Source organism: Lysinibacillus sp. CNPSo 3705, from assembly GCF_028674935.1.
Lineage (GTDB): Bacteria > Bacillota > Bacilli > Bacillales_A > Planococcaceae > Lysinibacillus.
Map to the genome: position 1 here is coordinate 1 of NZ_JAQZSD010000001.1, position 15,485 is coordinate 15,485.

11 protein-coding genes are annotated in these 15,485 nt (G+C 36.2%); 5 read left to right on the forward strand and 6 right to left on the reverse strand.

From position 1 onward, the window contains the following. Nucleotides 1-1,013: 1,013 nt before the first annotated feature. The 5 genes from PVA17_RS00005 (at nt 1,014) to opp4C (ending at nt 6,752) form a co-directional block, all read left to right on the forward strand. A complete protein-coding gene (locus tag PVA17_RS00005) occupies nt 1,014-2,033 on the forward strand; it encodes an ABC transporter ATP-binding protein (protein ID WP_132357496.1) in 1,020 nt (339 codons plus the stop codon). Continuing rightward, nucleotides 2,014-2,997 (forward strand): ABC transporter ATP-binding protein, encoded by a 984-nt coding sequence (locus PVA17_RS00010; RefSeq protein WP_132357495.1) that lies wholly within the window; start codon nt 2,014-2,016, stop codon nt 2,995-2,997. Before PVA17_RS00005 ends, PVA17_RS00010 begins: the two co-directional genes overlap by 20 nt. A 61-nt stretch (nt 2,998-3,058) precedes the next feature. Next, nucleotides 3,059-4,783, forward strand: a complete 1,725-nt coding sequence (opp4A, locus tag PVA17_RS00015) for an oligopeptide ABC transporter substrate-binding protein (RefSeq protein WP_274066576.1) — start codon at nt 3,059-3,061, stop codon at nt 4,781-4,783. A gap of 82 nt (nt 4,784-4,865) precedes the next feature. After that, nucleotides 4,866-5,831 (forward strand): oligopeptide ABC transporter permease, encoded by a 966-nt coding sequence (gene opp4B / locus PVA17_RS00020; RefSeq protein WP_274066577.1) that lies wholly within the window; start codon nt 4,866-4,868, stop codon nt 5,829-5,831. A 12-nt stretch (nt 5,832-5,843) separates the two neighbouring features. Continuing rightward, nucleotides 5,844-6,752: an oligopeptide ABC transporter permease gene (gene opp4C / locus PVA17_RS00025; protein ID WP_132357492.1), complete on the forward strand. Its 909-nt coding sequence runs from the start codon at nt 5,844-5,846 to the stop codon at nt 6,750-6,752. A 147-nt stretch (nt 6,753-6,899) separates the two neighbouring features. Here the strand turns inward: opp4C and PVA17_RS00030 are convergent, their stop codons facing one another. The 6 genes from PVA17_RS00030 to PVA17_RS00055 form a co-directional block, all read right to left on the reverse strand. Continuing rightward, a complete protein-coding gene (locus PVA17_RS00030) occupies nt 6,900-7,826 on the reverse strand; it encodes an ABC transporter ATP-binding protein (protein WP_274066578.1) in 927 nt (308 codons plus the stop codon). After that, a complete protein-coding gene (locus PVA17_RS00035; protein WP_248718130.1) occupies nt 7,819-8,874 on the reverse strand; it encodes an ABC transporter ATP-binding protein in 1,056 nt (351 codons plus the stop codon). Before PVA17_RS00035 ends, PVA17_RS00030 begins: the two co-directional genes overlap by 8 nt. A gap of 14 nt (nt 8,875-8,888) precedes the next feature. Next, nucleotides 8,889-9,809, reverse strand: a complete 921-nt coding sequence (locus tag PVA17_RS00040; RefSeq protein WP_132357489.1) for an ABC transporter permease — start codon at nt 9,807-9,809, stop codon at nt 8,889-8,891. Continuing rightward, nucleotides 9,809-10,738 carry an ABC transporter permease gene (locus PVA17_RS00045; protein WP_132357488.1) on the reverse strand — a complete coding sequence of 310 codons (930 nt, stop codon included), beginning with the start codon at nt 10,736-10,738 and terminating at the stop codon, nt 9,809-9,811. The genes PVA17_RS00040 and PVA17_RS00045 overlap by 1 nt, the downstream gene beginning before the upstream one ends. A gap of 122 nt (nt 10,739-10,860) precedes the next feature. Continuing rightward, nucleotides 10,861-12,510 (reverse strand): peptide ABC transporter substrate-binding protein, encoded by a 1,650-nt coding sequence (locus tag PVA17_RS00050; protein WP_132357487.1) that lies wholly within the window; start codon nt 12,508-12,510, stop codon nt 10,861-10,863. 1,223 nt (nt 12,511-13,733) lie between these two features. Further along, nucleotides 13,734-15,431, reverse strand: a complete 1,698-nt coding sequence (locus tag PVA17_RS00055) for an Rqc2 family fibronectin-binding protein (RefSeq protein WP_274066579.1) — start codon at nt 15,429-15,431, stop codon at nt 13,734-13,736. Nucleotides 15,432-15,485 lie beyond the last annotated feature (54 nt).

Below are 15,485 nucleotides of genomic sequence, written 5' to 3' on the forward strand. Positions count from 1 at the left end.
AAAGCGTAGTGTTAACGTAGCGGCAGCAAATGTTTTGACTGTGCGAAAGCGTAGCGACAGCAACAACAAAAGCGGCTCATCGGACGCCCCCAGGAAGCTCTGCTCTGCGCGAAAGCGAAGCGTCAGCGGCAAATGTTTTCTGTAGCGAAAGCGAAGCGGCAGCTACAATGTTTTTTCTGTGCGAAAGCGAAGCGACAGCAACAAAGCGCCCAGTCGGAACGGAAATCAACCACACGTTTTGGTGATAATCCGAAAAGATATAAAAATGGTAAAACATAGGAAGAGTTCTGCGTCGAAGTGGAGACTCTGTAGCGCAATCGGACATCCTCAAAGAAAGTGCCCACTCAGAATGGAAATCAACCTCACGTTATGGTGACAGCTAAAATTCATCTAAAAAAAAACGAATCCGAATAAATGTAGAATTTATGAGGGAAAGTATAGGAGATAAATGATATTTTCTATATTGTAATAATAAAAAAGTAATGCTTTAAACCAATAAAGTGGGAAGTCAACAAAATACTTATTGAAGAAAAATACAAATTTATTGAGCAAAATTGGAATAGTTGTATGGATTAATTTGTATATAAGAATATAAGAAATGTAAAAAATTACTTGATTAACCATGTTATTTCTAGCTAAAATGATAATACACTTAATTATCAGAATATTATTTCATTTGAGACTTACCTTAAAATTCTTTATAAGGAAGAGATTAATATTCTTTTATTGTGATGATTTTTAAATTGAAATGATTTTGAAATAAGTTTATCTAATTTTTTCGGGCTATTAATTCAACTTCTTTTAGCAAACGTTTTCTGTAGCGTCAGCTTTAGAATTCGCTGTGGTATTACCGAAAGGATCTGCATCGTGTCGCACTCATACAGGTCTAAGTACAAAGTCGAAGAATTTTTAAAAGGAATTTATGTAAAAAAGATAGTGCTTAACACGCGGTATCTAACTTACTACATTGCAACAGTAGTTAAGTAAAAACTCTTAAAAGGTGTGATGTAAAAATGAGCTTAATGTTAGAAGTAAAAAACCTTAAAGCTGGTTTTGATATAGACGGAGAGCTATATCATGCTGTTGATGATGTTTCATTTTCAGTTAAATCTGGTCAGATCGTTGGAGTAGTTGGTGAATCAGGCTGTGGAAAAAGTGTAATGTCTCTTTCTATTATGCAATTACTTCCAAAAGGAGTTGGTAAAATCACTGGAGGTGAAATAAGATTCCATGGGAAAAACATAGAGAATTATTCGAACGACGAGATGAATAAAATTAGAGGAAATGATATTAGTATGATTTTCCAGGAGCCTATGACATCTTTAAATCCTGTTTTTACGATAGGCTCACAAATTGAAGAGATTATGCTTAATCATAGTAAAATGTCTAAGGCTGAGGCTAGAAGTAAGGCGATTGATTTATTAAAACAGGTTGGCATTCCAAGAGCTGAAAAAATTGTGAATGAATACCCTCATCAATTGTCAGGGGGTATGAGGCAAAGAGTAATGATTGCTATCGCTATTGCTTGTCAGCCTAGGCTTTTAATAGCGGATGAACCAACTACTGCACTGGATGTAACAGTGCAGGCCCAAATACTAGATTTATTGAAAAGTATTCAGGGTAAAAATAACATGTCTATCGTACTGATCACTCACGATTTAGGTGTAGTTGCGGAAATATGTGATGAAGTAATTATTATGTATGCTGGAAAGATCGTAGAACGAACAACTGTTGATAACTTGTTTTACAAACCCAAACACCCATATACGAAACTCTTAATGGCATCGATCCCGAGAATAGATACAGAAGTAAATGAGTTAGCTACTATTAAAGGTATTGTACCGTCTTTAAAAAACATGCCTCAAGTAGGTTGTCGTTTTGTTGATAGATGTCCATCGGCGATGCCTGAATGTAGTAATGTTACGCCACAACTTACTTTCGTAGATGATAATCATGAAGTCTCTTGTTTACTTTTTGAAGGCTGTAATTCTAGAAAGGGTGTGAGCACACAATATGAATCAAGCTACAAATAATAAAGAAAATTTATTGGAACTAATTAATTTAAAAACCTATTACCCGATTAAAGGTGGATTATTCAAGCATACGATTGGACATGTTAAAGCGGTAGATAATATTTCTTTTTCCATAAAAAATGGTGAAACATTAGGGTTAGTAGGCGAATCTGGCTGTGGAAAGTCAACAACAGGTCGTACTATTTTAAGATTGTTAGACGCAACCGAAGGAAAAGTTATTTTTAATGGTCATGATATTACAAAATTGCAAGGGAAATCATTAAGAGAAATAAGGAAAGATATCCAAATGGTGTTTCAAGATCCTTATGCATCATTAAATCCTATGCAAATGGTAGGTAGTATCATAGCTGAACCAATTATGAATTATCATAAAAAACCACTTAAATCATTAAAAAATGAAGTGATGGAGCTTTTACAAAAAGTTGGCTTACCCGAAGATGCATATTACAAATATGCACATGAATTTTCGGGAGGACAGCGTCAACGGATTGGTATTGCTAGAGCACTTGCACTTAAACCAAAACTAATTATAGCGGATGAACCAGTTTCAGCATTAGATGTCTCTGTACAATCTCAGGTGCTTAATTTGCTAAAAGAGTTACAGGATGAGTTTGACTTAACATTTTTATTTATTGCCCATGATTTAAGTGTTGTAAAACATATGAGTGATCGAATCGGTGTTATGTATTTAGGAAATATTGTGGAAATTGCAGATAAAGAACATATTTATGATGAACCACTGCATCCGTATACACAAGCGTTAATATCTGCCATCCCGGTACCTGATCCAAGGAAAAAGAGTAGCCGTATCGTATTAGAGGGGGATATCCCTAGTCCGGCTAATCCTCCTAAGGGGTGCCCTTTCCATCCACGTTGTCCAAAAGCAATGGCAGAGTGTTCATTATCTAAACCAACCTTAAAGGAGGTGAAGCGGGGGCATAGAGTTGCATGCCATTTATATTAAAAAATTATAAGAAAATCGTGTGTTAATTATTTTCAAAATAAAATTCACGGGGGGATAAACAATGAAAAAATCAGCATTATGGGCTTTCATGCTAATGCTAGTAACAGCTTTGTTTTTAGCAGCGTGTAACAACGACAACTCGACAACTGGCAAAGATAAGGAAAAAGATAAAGGTGATTCCACAAAGACTAGTGAAACAGCAAAAAATAATGTAGTAACTTTCGGTACTGACCAAGCGCCTGAAGGTGTATTTGATCCAGCATTTAATGGAAGTATTGTAGATAGTTATATTCAAAATTTCACAATGGATGGTATTTATGATGTAAATGATGACTTAGAATATGTTCCTAATTTAGCAACTTGGGAAATTAGTGAGGATAAATTAACCTATACGTTTTCCTTTAAGAAAGGTGTAAAATGGCACAATGGTGAAGAGTTAACAGGTGATGACTGGGTATTTGCATTAGAGACAATAGCTAATAAGGATTACGATGGCCCACGATTCAATTATGTTGAAAATATTAAAGGGGCAAAAGCAAAAAAAGCAGGGAAAGCTGACAAAATCGAAGGGATCGAAGTCGTTGATCCATATACTGTGAAAATTACTTTTGACAAAGTGAAAGTAAATAATTTAGAAAATCTTTGGTCTTATCCAATGCCAAAGAAACATTATGAAGGTATTGCTGTTAAAGATTTAAGCGAGTCGAAACAAGTTCGTGAAAATCCTGTTGGCGTAGGACCGTTTAAAGTGAAAAAGGTTGTAGACGGTGAATATTCTGAATTAGAGCGTTTTGATGATTACTGGAAGGGCAAGCCGCAGCTTGATGGGGTGATTGTAAAAGTAATTGACCCATCATTGGCAGCTGGTGCGTTCCAAAACGGAGAAATTGACATTATGGATATTAGACCACAAGCTGTGAAAGAATTGTCAGCATTGAAAAATGTGCGTATTGAAGAAACGAATGGTGTAACTTACTCGTATATCGGTCTTCGTTTTGGTCATCGTGATAAAGCTACTCTTAAAAATGTAGCAGATTTTGATAAGTTTAAATCAAAAGAATTGCGCCAAGCACTATTATACGCAATTAACCGTCCAGCAATGATCGATGCTTTCTTAGAAGGAAAAGCTAAAGTTGCGAATACTGTGGTTCCACGTGCCTTCTGGACTGCTGCAGAGGAATCTGACTTAAATCAATATGCACACAATCCAGAAAAGGCTAAAGAGCTTCTTAAGTCTGCGGGTTATGTAGATATTAATGGAGATGGCTTTGTAGAAGATCCTAAAGGGAAGCCATTTAAAATTTTATTTGGTCACTATGCTGGTCCTGCTGCCTTTGAAGGTCGCTCTCAAGCGATTATTCAAGCTTGGAATGATATCGGAGTGAAAACTGAGCAAGCAACTGGTACTTTAATCGAGTTTAACTTATATAATGAAATGAAAAAAAATGATGATGCTGCATTAGAAGCATTCTTCGGTACTTGGAGTACAGGTGCAGATCCTGACCCATCTGGGTTATGGGGGAACGATGCAGAATGGAACTTCGGTCGCTATGTAGATGCTAAAAACCAAAAATTATTAGATCAAGGCTTAGGTGAAGAAGCATTTGACAAAGATAAGCGTAAGCAAATTTATGTGGAATGGCAAAAATACTTCAATGAAGAATTACCAGCCCTACCATTATGGGAAGGCTTAGATTTATATGGCATTAATAATCGACTACAAGGTGTTCATATTAATGCTGTTGGTTTCCAAACAGATGTCTACAAATGGTATGTTGAGGAATAAATTGTAAAATATTAAGCCTACTAACTAGGCCTACTTCATAGATTGGGCCTAGTTAGTAAATTTCTAGATAAGGAGACGTCACATGCTTCAATACACACTTCGAAGATTTCTTGGCATGATTCCATTGTTACTCCTTATTTCTGTGGTGGTGTTCTTTTTAGCGAAAATGATGCCAGGAGATCCATTTGCTGGTGAAATCAATCCTTCTAATACGAATCCACAATACATTGAAGAAATGAGAGAAAAATTAGGCTATAATGACCCGATTATCGTGCAATATGGTAGATGGGTCGGTAAATTTATACAAGGGGATTTCGGGAAATCTACAGTTTATAAAAAACCGGCTGCAGAGATTATTGCTCAGCGAATACCAAATACAATATTTTTAGCGTTAACATCATTAGTTTTTACGTACTTTTTTGCATTTCTTATGGGAATGTATGCAGGAAGAAAACCTTATACACTCGGTGATAATTTAATTGCAACTTATAATTATTTAGCTTTAGCCATTCCATCGTTTGTTGCAGGGATTGTTGCTATTTATTTCTTTTCCTTTAAGCTAGGATGGTTTCCTTTCAATGGTTCCGTAGGTGTAGGCATAGGGGAAGGAACTTGGGCGTACTACATGAGTAGGATGCACCATGTTTTGTTACCTGCACTTATTTTAGGATTAATGGGAACGGCGTCCTATACACAATTTTTACGAAATGACATTATTGAAAATAGTAGGAAAGATTTTGTAAGAACAGCGAGAGCAAAGGGAACAAAAGAGTCGAAAATATATAACAAACATATTTTACGGAATTCTATTATTCCAATAATTACGTATCTAGGTTTTGATATTGCCACATTAATTAGTGGTGCGGTAATAACAGAAACCATCTTTACTTATCCGGGGATAGGCGCACTCTTCTTAGAATCTGTTGGACGTAGAGATTATGCGGTCATGATGTCGATAACAATGTTACTTTCGTTTTTAACACTTTTTGGAAATTTGGTAGCGGATATATTATATGGTGTTGTAGATCCGCGTATTAGACTAGATTAAGGAGGGGAAAATATGACATTGGTAACTGATCAAGAAGTTTTATCGCCAAAGACACCGAAAAAAAGCCCCTCGCCATGGGTAATAGCGAGACGAAAGTTTGTTAAAAATAAATTAGCGATGATTAGTCTAATTTTTTTACTAATCGTTATCGTTGTATCGTTTTTAGCTCCTTATATTACAACAAAAGATATTGTACGTGTCGACTTTATGAAAATTAGTCTACCTCCATCAAGCGAGCATTGGTTAGGAACAGATACGAATGGACGAGATGTTTTTACTAGAATGCTCTACGCCGGTAGATCATCTTTAACCGTTGGATTAGGCTGTATGATTTTTATTGTATTGATTGGAACAGCTGTTGGCGCTATTTCAGGGTATTTTGGAGGGAAAATAGATCAAATGTTAATGCGATTTACTGATTTCGTATTAATGTTTCCATTTTTAGTTTTCTGTATTGTTTTAAATACTATACTTTCAGGAAAAATATCCGGTCTATGGACATTAATAATTGTTATATCACTTTTAATGTGGGGAAGCGTTGCAAGGATAGTACGAAGTAGGGTTTTAACTGAAAAGGAAAATGAGTATATATTAGCTGCTCAGTCAATTGGTTGTAAACCATCAAAAATAATCATTAAGCACTTATTGCCTAACGTTGCATCGACGATTATTGTACAGGCAACATTATTGATGGCGGTAACAATTGTTGCAGAATCTAGTTTAAGTTTTTTAGGCCTTGGGGTTCCGGCTGATACACCTAGCTGGGGCAATATGCTATTTGAGGCTAGAAACTCAGATGTACTAAAGGATAAGCTTTGGATGTGGGTACCACCTGCAACGGCTATCACGCTAGTTATTTTGTCTATCAACTTTATTGGAGAAGGATTAAAAGACGCTTTGAATCCAAAATCAAGAAGGTAATAGACAAGCTTGATTTAGAAAATAAAAGCACCTTTAAAAGTAATAAATTCTCACTTTTAAAGGTGTTAAATTTTTATTTACATGAATGGCGAATAAAAAAAGATGAAAATCCATCCAGTAATAAATAATGGATGGATTTATAAGTTTTTATCGATCAGCAATCCAAGTTTTCACAAGGTCTGCAGTACCATAAACGTAATGCTGATCGCCAACTTCGTGATATGTTGCGCTATCGTCAACCTCTGTATGCTTGTACGCTATACGTTGACGGCGTTTTTCTGACATTGGGTCAGGAAGTGGGATCGCAGATAATAATGATTTTGTGTACGGATGAACAGGGTGATTGTATATATCATCTGCTTTACCGATTTCCATGATTTTACCGCGGTACATAACAGCGATACGGTCACTGATATACTTAACCATTGATAAGTCATGGGCAATGAAAAGATATGTTAATCCACGTTCTTTTTGCAGTTGTTTTAATAAGTTTACAACTTGTGCTTGAATTGACACGTCAAGTGCAGAAATCGGTTCATCGGCGATAATAAACTTAGGATCTAAGCTTAGCGCACGAGCAATTCCAATACGTTGACGCTGACCGCCAGAGAATTCGTGAGCATAACGGTTTGCGTGCTCTTTGTTTAAGCCAACAGCCTCTAGCAGTTGATTTACTTTTTCACGACGCTCTTTTTTATCCTTGTATAGACCGTGAATTGTAAAGCCTTCACTAATGATTTCTCCGGCTGTCATACGAGGATTTAATGAAGCGTATGGATCCTGGAAAATCATTTGCATTTGACGATTAAATTTCTTTAAGTCATTTTTAGATTTTGTCCCATGGACGTTCTCGCCATCGAAAATAATTTCCCCATCTGTAATGTCGTACAGGCGAATAATGGAACGACCAGTTGTTGATTTACCACAGCCTGATTCTCCTACAAGACCGAGTGTTTCACCTTCGTAGACATCGAAGCTAATACCGTCAACTGCTTTAATAGGGTTACTTGCTGAACCGAAATGCTGCTTTAAATTTTTAATTTCAAGAACTTTTTTTGCGCCCGATTTAGTCATTTGATTGTGCCTCCTTTGCTAAATATCCTTCAATACGTTTAGCAACCTCATCTGGAAGCGGAATTTTTGGTGCATCAGGATGCATCAACCAAGTTTTTGCAAAGTGCGTTTCACTTACTTGGAACATCGGAGGCTCTTGCTCGTAGTCAATAGCCATTGCAAACTCGTTACGAGCGGCAAACGCATCGCCCTTTGGAGGGTTCGTAAGATCTGGTGGTGAACCAGGAATCGTGCGTAATAGCTCATCCGTATCGTTATCTAAGTCTGGCATTGAACCAAGCAGACCCCATGTATATGGATGCTTAGGATTATAGAAAATATCATTAACAGTACCATATTCAACGATTTGACCTGCATACATAACTGCAACTCGGTCGGCAATGTTCGCCACGACCCCTAAATCGTGGGTAATGAAAATGATCGATGTTTTCGAATTTTTTTGGATTTCTTTCATTAGCTCTAAAATTTGCGCTTGAATGGTAACGTCTAAAGCTGTTGTTGGTTCATCGGCAATTAGAAGCTTAGGATCAGCTGCGAGTGCGATGGCAATAACAACACGTTGACGCATACCGCCTGAAAATTCATGCGGGTATTGGTTATAACGTTTTTCAGGGAAGGGGATACCTACCTGCGTTAAAAGTTCGATTGCACGTTTTTTAGCATCAGCTTTTGATACTTTTTTATGTTGTAAAATAACTTCAGTTATTTGACGTCCGACCTTCATCGTCGGGTTTAAGCTTGTCATTGGATCTTGGAAAATCATTGCAATTTCATTTCCGCGTATTTTTGACATTTCCTTATCACTTAAAGGCACTAAATCACGACCGTTAAATAAAATTTGTCCTGACTCATAAATACCAGGTGGCTGTGGAATTAGTTTCATTAATGCGTTACTCGTAACACTCTTACCAGAACCGGATTCACCAACGATTGCTAGTGTTTCACCTTCTTTTAAGTCAAAGTTTACACCACGAACAGCGTGAACTAGTCCTGCATACGTTTTAAAGTTTATTTTTAAATCTTTTACTTCTAAAATTGTTTTACTCATATTCGGCCACCTCCTTATTTACGTAGTTTTGGATCTAATGCATCACGTAAGCCGTCACCAACTGCGTTAAACGCAAAGATTGTTAGTGAAATGAACAGTGCAGGGAATATTAAACGCCAAGGAGCATTGGCAATCGCGCCATTTCCATCAGATGCCATTGTTCCCCAAGAGGCTTGTGGGGCAGGAACCCCAAGTCCTAAATAACTAAGGAAAGACTCAGTAAAAATAGCAGTTGGCACTGTTAATGTCATGGATACTAAAATTGCACCAAGTGCATTTGGCACTAAATGTTTGATAATTAAATGTCCTGTTCTTGCGCCCAATGTACGAGCCGCTAAAACATACTCTTGATTTTTAATAGATAATACTTCACCACGTACAATACGGGCCATATTGATCCAACCTGTAATGGATAATGCAATAATCATTGGAAAAATACCTTGTTCTAATACTACTAAAAGTACGATTACTACTAAAAGGTAAGGTACTGCTGTTAAAACATCGGCAATACGCATCATAATATTGTCAACACGACCGCCTGCTAAACCAGAAATACTTCCCCATAATACACCAATGATCAAGTCTATGATTGCCGCAGCAAACCCGATGAATAAAGAAATACGAGCGCCAGCCCATATGCGAACGAAAATATCTCGACCCAAATCATCTGTACCAAACCAAAATTCTGATGATGGTGGGGCATTAAAAGAACCTAATTGATCGCTATAGTGGTATTGTGAAAACATTGGTACAAAGGTAGCCATTAAAACAATAATTATTAAAGCAATTAAGCCAAAAATGGCCATTTTATTATGGGAAAAACGGATAAATACTTCCTTCCAAAAAGAGACAGATTTATCAGTTAATTTTTCAGTTGCTTCATGATTTCCGCCAACAATTTTAAACTTATCTTTTTCGATTTGTTGCTGTGTCATTACTTTTTCGCTCCTTTCAGTCTAATTCGCGGATCGATCACGCTATATAAAATATCTACGATGAATACCGCAAATAAAAGAATGATTGCGTAGAACACGGTTGTCCCCATAATAACAGTATAATCACGGTTCGTAATACTTTGCACAAAGTGCTTACCTAATCCAGGAACCGCAAAAATTGACTCTACAATGAAGCTACCTGTAACAACAGCAGCTGTTAATGGACCTAAATAAGTAACGACTGGTAAGAGGGCGTTTCGTAAAGTATGGCGGAAGACGATTGTCCATTTACCTATACCTTTTGCACGAGCCATTTTTACGTAATCACTATTATTTTGATCGAGCATACTTGAACGTACTAGTTTAGCAATAAAGCCCATATGCGATAATGCAATAGCTAAGGCTGGCAATATACTATAAGCAAAGCCTTTCCACCCACTTATTGGGAATAATTGGAGCTTGTATGCAAGGAAATACTGCATAAGTCCAGCTAATATAAAAGATGGAACGGAAATTCCGAGCACCGCAAAGGTCGTTGCCAAATAATCTGGCCACCTATTATGATAAAGCGCAGCAATTACACCGATTAATACACCAAATCCAATTGCTAGCAGCATCGCTTCAATTCCTAAAGTTAATGATACAGGGAAGCCTTCTGCAATCATATCATTTGTAGAACGCGCTTTATATTTCATAGATTCACCGAAATTAAAAGTGGCCGCATCGATTAAATAATCTTTGTACTGAATATACCAAGGGTTATTTAATCCATACGTTTCGTTTAACTTTGCCTCTATTTGAGGAGGTAAATTACGTTCAGATGCAAATGGGTTACCAGGAGCAAGACGCAATAGGAAAAACGTAGCCGTTACGATGACGAAAAGCGCGAGAAGTATATACATCAGCCTTTTCAAAATATATTTAATCACATAAAACTCCTCCTTCTATTTGTCAATTTTCTGACAAATAAGTGCCTTCGTATTTTAAAAAGAGCTGACTCGCGCCGCAGTGGCTACGAGGCAGCTCTCCGCTTAGAGCTTAAAAGAAATTATTATTTAATCTTTACGTATTTAAGGTGAATATCACCAGTTGGATTTGGATCTAAGTTTTCAATACCTTTTTTAACTACTGACAAGTTAGTGTAGTAGTAAATAGGTGCAACTGGGAATTCTGTCATAATAATTGCTTCGGCTTGTTTTAAATAATCAAGACGTTTAGCTTCGTCAACCTCAGCAACTGCTTTGTCCAATAATTTTTTGTACTCAGCATTTTCCCAGCCTGTTTGGTTGTTACCATTTTTAGCTGTATCGAACTGTTCAAGGAATGTATATGGATCAAGATAATCAGCTACCCAGCCCATACGACCAATTTGATAGTCACCAGTTTTTAATTTGTCAATATAAACTTGCCATTCTGAGTTATCTAACTGAGATGAAATACCAAGTTTTTTGCTCCATTCTTCTTGAATATATTGAGCGATTGCTGCATGCGCTTCAGAAGTGTTGAATGAAATATTCACTTTAATATCTTTAGCGTCTTTAATACCAAGTTCTTTCATCCCTGCTTCAAGAGCAGCTTTTGCTGCAGCAACATCATTATCTTTGAAGTAACCACGGTCTTTTGTAAAGTTAGGAACTGCTACCGGAATCATACCTGTAGCCGGTTTTTGTTCACCTTTAGTTACGTTGTCAATTAATTTTTGACGATCGATTGCTAGAGCAAGAGCTTTACGGATATTTGCATTGTTCATAATTTTGTCTTTTGTATTGAATTTATACCAATAAATACTTGCTTGGTCCTTGATTCTTAAAGAACCATCTTTTTTGAAGCCATCAATTGCATTAAGATCTACTGTTTGGAATGGTGCACCAATATAGTCAAGTGAGCCAGATTTAAAGTTAGTAGCAACAGTTGGTTCTTTTTCAATCATAGCAATATTTACAGTATCAACATCAACATTTGAAGCATCCCAATAATCTTCAAATTTTGTAAGAGTGATAGAAGCGTCATGTTGCCAATCGCTTAATTTATAAGGACCATTTGTTACGTAATTTTCACCTGCGTCTGCGTACCATTGTTTATTAGCTTCAGTCACTTTTTTGTTAACTGGTAAATAAGTTTTGAATCCTGTTAATTCTAGGAAATACGGAGTTGGGTTTTCTAAAGTTACGACTAAAGTTTTGTCATCTTCAGCTTTGATACCAACGTCATCAGCAGAACCGCCATTTTGGTGGTAAGCTTGAGCCCCTTTAATTGGGTAGAAAATAGAAGAATACGCAGAAAGGTTATCTGGATTTAATGCCCATTTCCAAGCATATTCAAAGTCGCCAGCTACAACTGTATCGCCATTTGACCATTTTGCATCACGTAAATGGAAAGTGTAAGTCTTTTTATCAGGACTGATTTCCCACTTTTCAGCCATACCTGGAGTAGGCTTACCTTCAGCGTCTGACACAGTTAGACCCTCAAAAACATTAATTAAGATTGCACTAGATGTAGTATCTTCTGCAAGTCCTGGGTTTAAAGATGGTGGTTCTGAAGCGATTGCTAAGTTAATCTCTTTAGCTTTTGAACCAGAATCTTTACTGCCGTCTGAAGATGAAGAATTATCAGACTTTTCACCACCGAAGCCACATGCAGCCAGTACTAATGAGAATACTGCAAGGACAGTTAATAATAAAAACTTTTTGTTTTTATTCATGTAAATCCCCCTTATACAATTTTAAGCCTTCTATGAAGCTCTTATTTAATATACCAAAAAAATCATTGTGTACAAAATAAAAAATATTCGAATTTATATAGTATTATCTGACATTTTTGAAGATAATAACTTTTTCTGATTCATCACTTTAAATCAGGAAAGCGCTTACATGATAAAAATATGATATTTATTTGGTTAATACATCAAAAATAGAATAAAAATAAAAAAGTGACATACTATATCGAAAATTCTTATTGTTCAGATAACACTATTGTTATTTAAAAAATGAGTCTAAAGTCATGCGTGTGATATTTAAGATATTTGTGTAGATTTGTAGAAAATCATTGTAAAAAAGAGTGATTTAGATTCCTAAAAACGTATTTTTTGTAATTTATTTTCTCGAAGAATGAATATTTTTATCTATTAATGATATATAAGAAACTTGTTTTGTATTTATCTAAGATTAACCAGTATAAAAGAGAAGAAAGAAAAATTAGAGTAAAATGTGCCTCTCTTAAAGAATAAATATCGGGTATTTAGTAAAATATGTTTTTTTGAAATAATTTACACATTACTTGAATATACAATGCTGTATAAAAACAATGCATAGAATTAATTATATAAATGTAGGATTTTGCATGCAATAAATGGAAAAACACGTTTATTTTTGATGTTGTTTTATGGAGAAATTCAATTGTCTTGCTTAGGAGGAAAGCTCCTACATAAAGTTACTATCCGTTATGTAGCTAGAACTTAAAGAGCAGAAATATACTGCGCATCTTTGCATGGTCTATTTTACCATATATCAATAACTAAATGGTAGTCTTCCTGAAAATAAACAGTTAAGTTGCGATTAACGGTCGTTAAAGGCTAACGTTTTCTTAGGCGTGTGAAGGATTATTAGCCCGTATATGAGGGTAGTCTCCTAACTATGGTAGCGTTGCACGTACGCTTTCGATGAAAGAAATGCTCTGCTTAAATGAATCAATTATGCCGAGGCAGCTTTTCATCTCTATGATAAGCTCACCATAGAGATAACGAGACGTATCTCCACAACATACTGAATTACGAATAAATCTAATAATTCAAGAGTTTGTCTACAGTTTGAGAGGCTAGGAAGGTACAATGAAAAATAACATTAGTAAAGCGCGAGAAATCAACATTTCTAAAATGGATTTCTCGCGCTTTTTAGGTTTTAAGCAGTTATGTCCCAGCTTCAATCTTTAGGACCGTTTTTTTAGTTGTAAAATGACAGCTTCATCTGGATCGATGTATACAGTCTTTTGTTCAAAGTAAATAACAAACCCAGGTTTAGCGCCATTTGGCTTTTTTACCTGACGTATTTCTGTGTAATCTACTGGAACAGAGGAAGAGTTTCTTGCTTTTGAAAAATAGGCAGCAAGTGTTGCAGCTTCTCGTAATGTCGTTTCGTCAGGTTCACTTGTATGGATGACAACATGTGAGCCTGGAATATCCTTCGTATGCAACCAAATATCCGTGCGTTTAGCAATTTTAAATGTAAGCATATCATTTTGTTTGTTATTTTTACCAACCGAAATCGCTACACCTGTTGACGAGACGTAACGTTCAGGTTCAGGCTTCGCTTGTTTTTTCTTTTTTCGTGCATGACGTAATTTCAAATAACCTTGTTCTGCTAATTCTTCACGAATTTCTTCAATATCTCCGGGAGCAGCTTGTTGTACTTGCTGAGCAAGCATTTCGAAATAGGCAATTTCCTCTTTCGTTTTTTCTAATTGTTCTTGAACCATAATAAGGGCATTTTTTGCTTTTGTGTATTTTGTGTAATAGCTTTGAGCATTTTCAACAGGTGTTTTACGTTCACTCACTGGAATGGTGATTTTTTCATCTCCGTTGTCACTATAATAGTTAGTGACAGTTACTTCCTTTTCACCTTTTTCAAACAAATAAATATTTGCCATCAGTAATTCTCCATATAATTGGAACTGATCTAGCTTAGATGCGCGTTCGTAGTCTTTATTCAACTTTTTAGTTTTTAACATAAGTTTGTCAATTTCATTTTGTAGCCATCGCTCTAAATCACCAGCCTGCTGTTTGACACGATCACGCTCAGCTCGAGCAAAGAATACACGGTCAAGTAGCTCATGGACATTTGGATAAATCGTTACATCTCCTTGCAAATGTGTTAGCGCGATTGGTGAGAAGTACGTTTTATTATTTGCGTTTACATACATCGGCTTTGTTCCGCCATTATTAAAGGAAGCTATAAAATGTTTAAAGCAATTTACACGATCATCTGTGTCTATTAATCGGAATAATAATTCCTCAGCATGTATAGGCGAGAAACCAATAAATTGCGAAACTACTTCCTTAGCTGTTTTTGGTTCAGAGAAAAACAGTGTAAGCTGTTCGTCCGTTACTGCTAGAGGGTGCCATTTATTCTGCGCGGGCGGTGCGATATAAGGCTGACCAGGTAAAATTGTACGGAAACTATTCACGGAAGGTGGCAAATGCTTTAAGCTATCGACTATTTTTCCCTGTTCTTTATCTATTAATAACAGATTACTATGACGGCCCATAATTTCAGCATGTAACTCCCTTACAATAGGGTCGCCTATTTCATTTTTACTTTCAATTTCTACTATTATAATTCGATCAAAATCGTGCTGTTTAATAGAAGAAATAAAACCACCCTCTAAATGCTTTCTCAACAGCATGCAAAACATAGGGGGCTCTGCTGGATTTTCTATAGATTGCTCAGTAAGGTGAACACGTGCGTAAGAAGGATGAATCGAATAAAGTAATTTATGATTACTTCCGTTCGCACGGATATGTAGCACAACTTCCTGAGCGTTTGGTTGATGTATTTTAGTGATCCGACCTGTTACTAATTGTTGGAGGTCGGCTGTCATTGAATAAGTAAATAAGCCATCAAATGCCATATGAATTCCTCTTTCCAAAGATATAAGCATCTTGGTACTTTCGTATTTATTTTT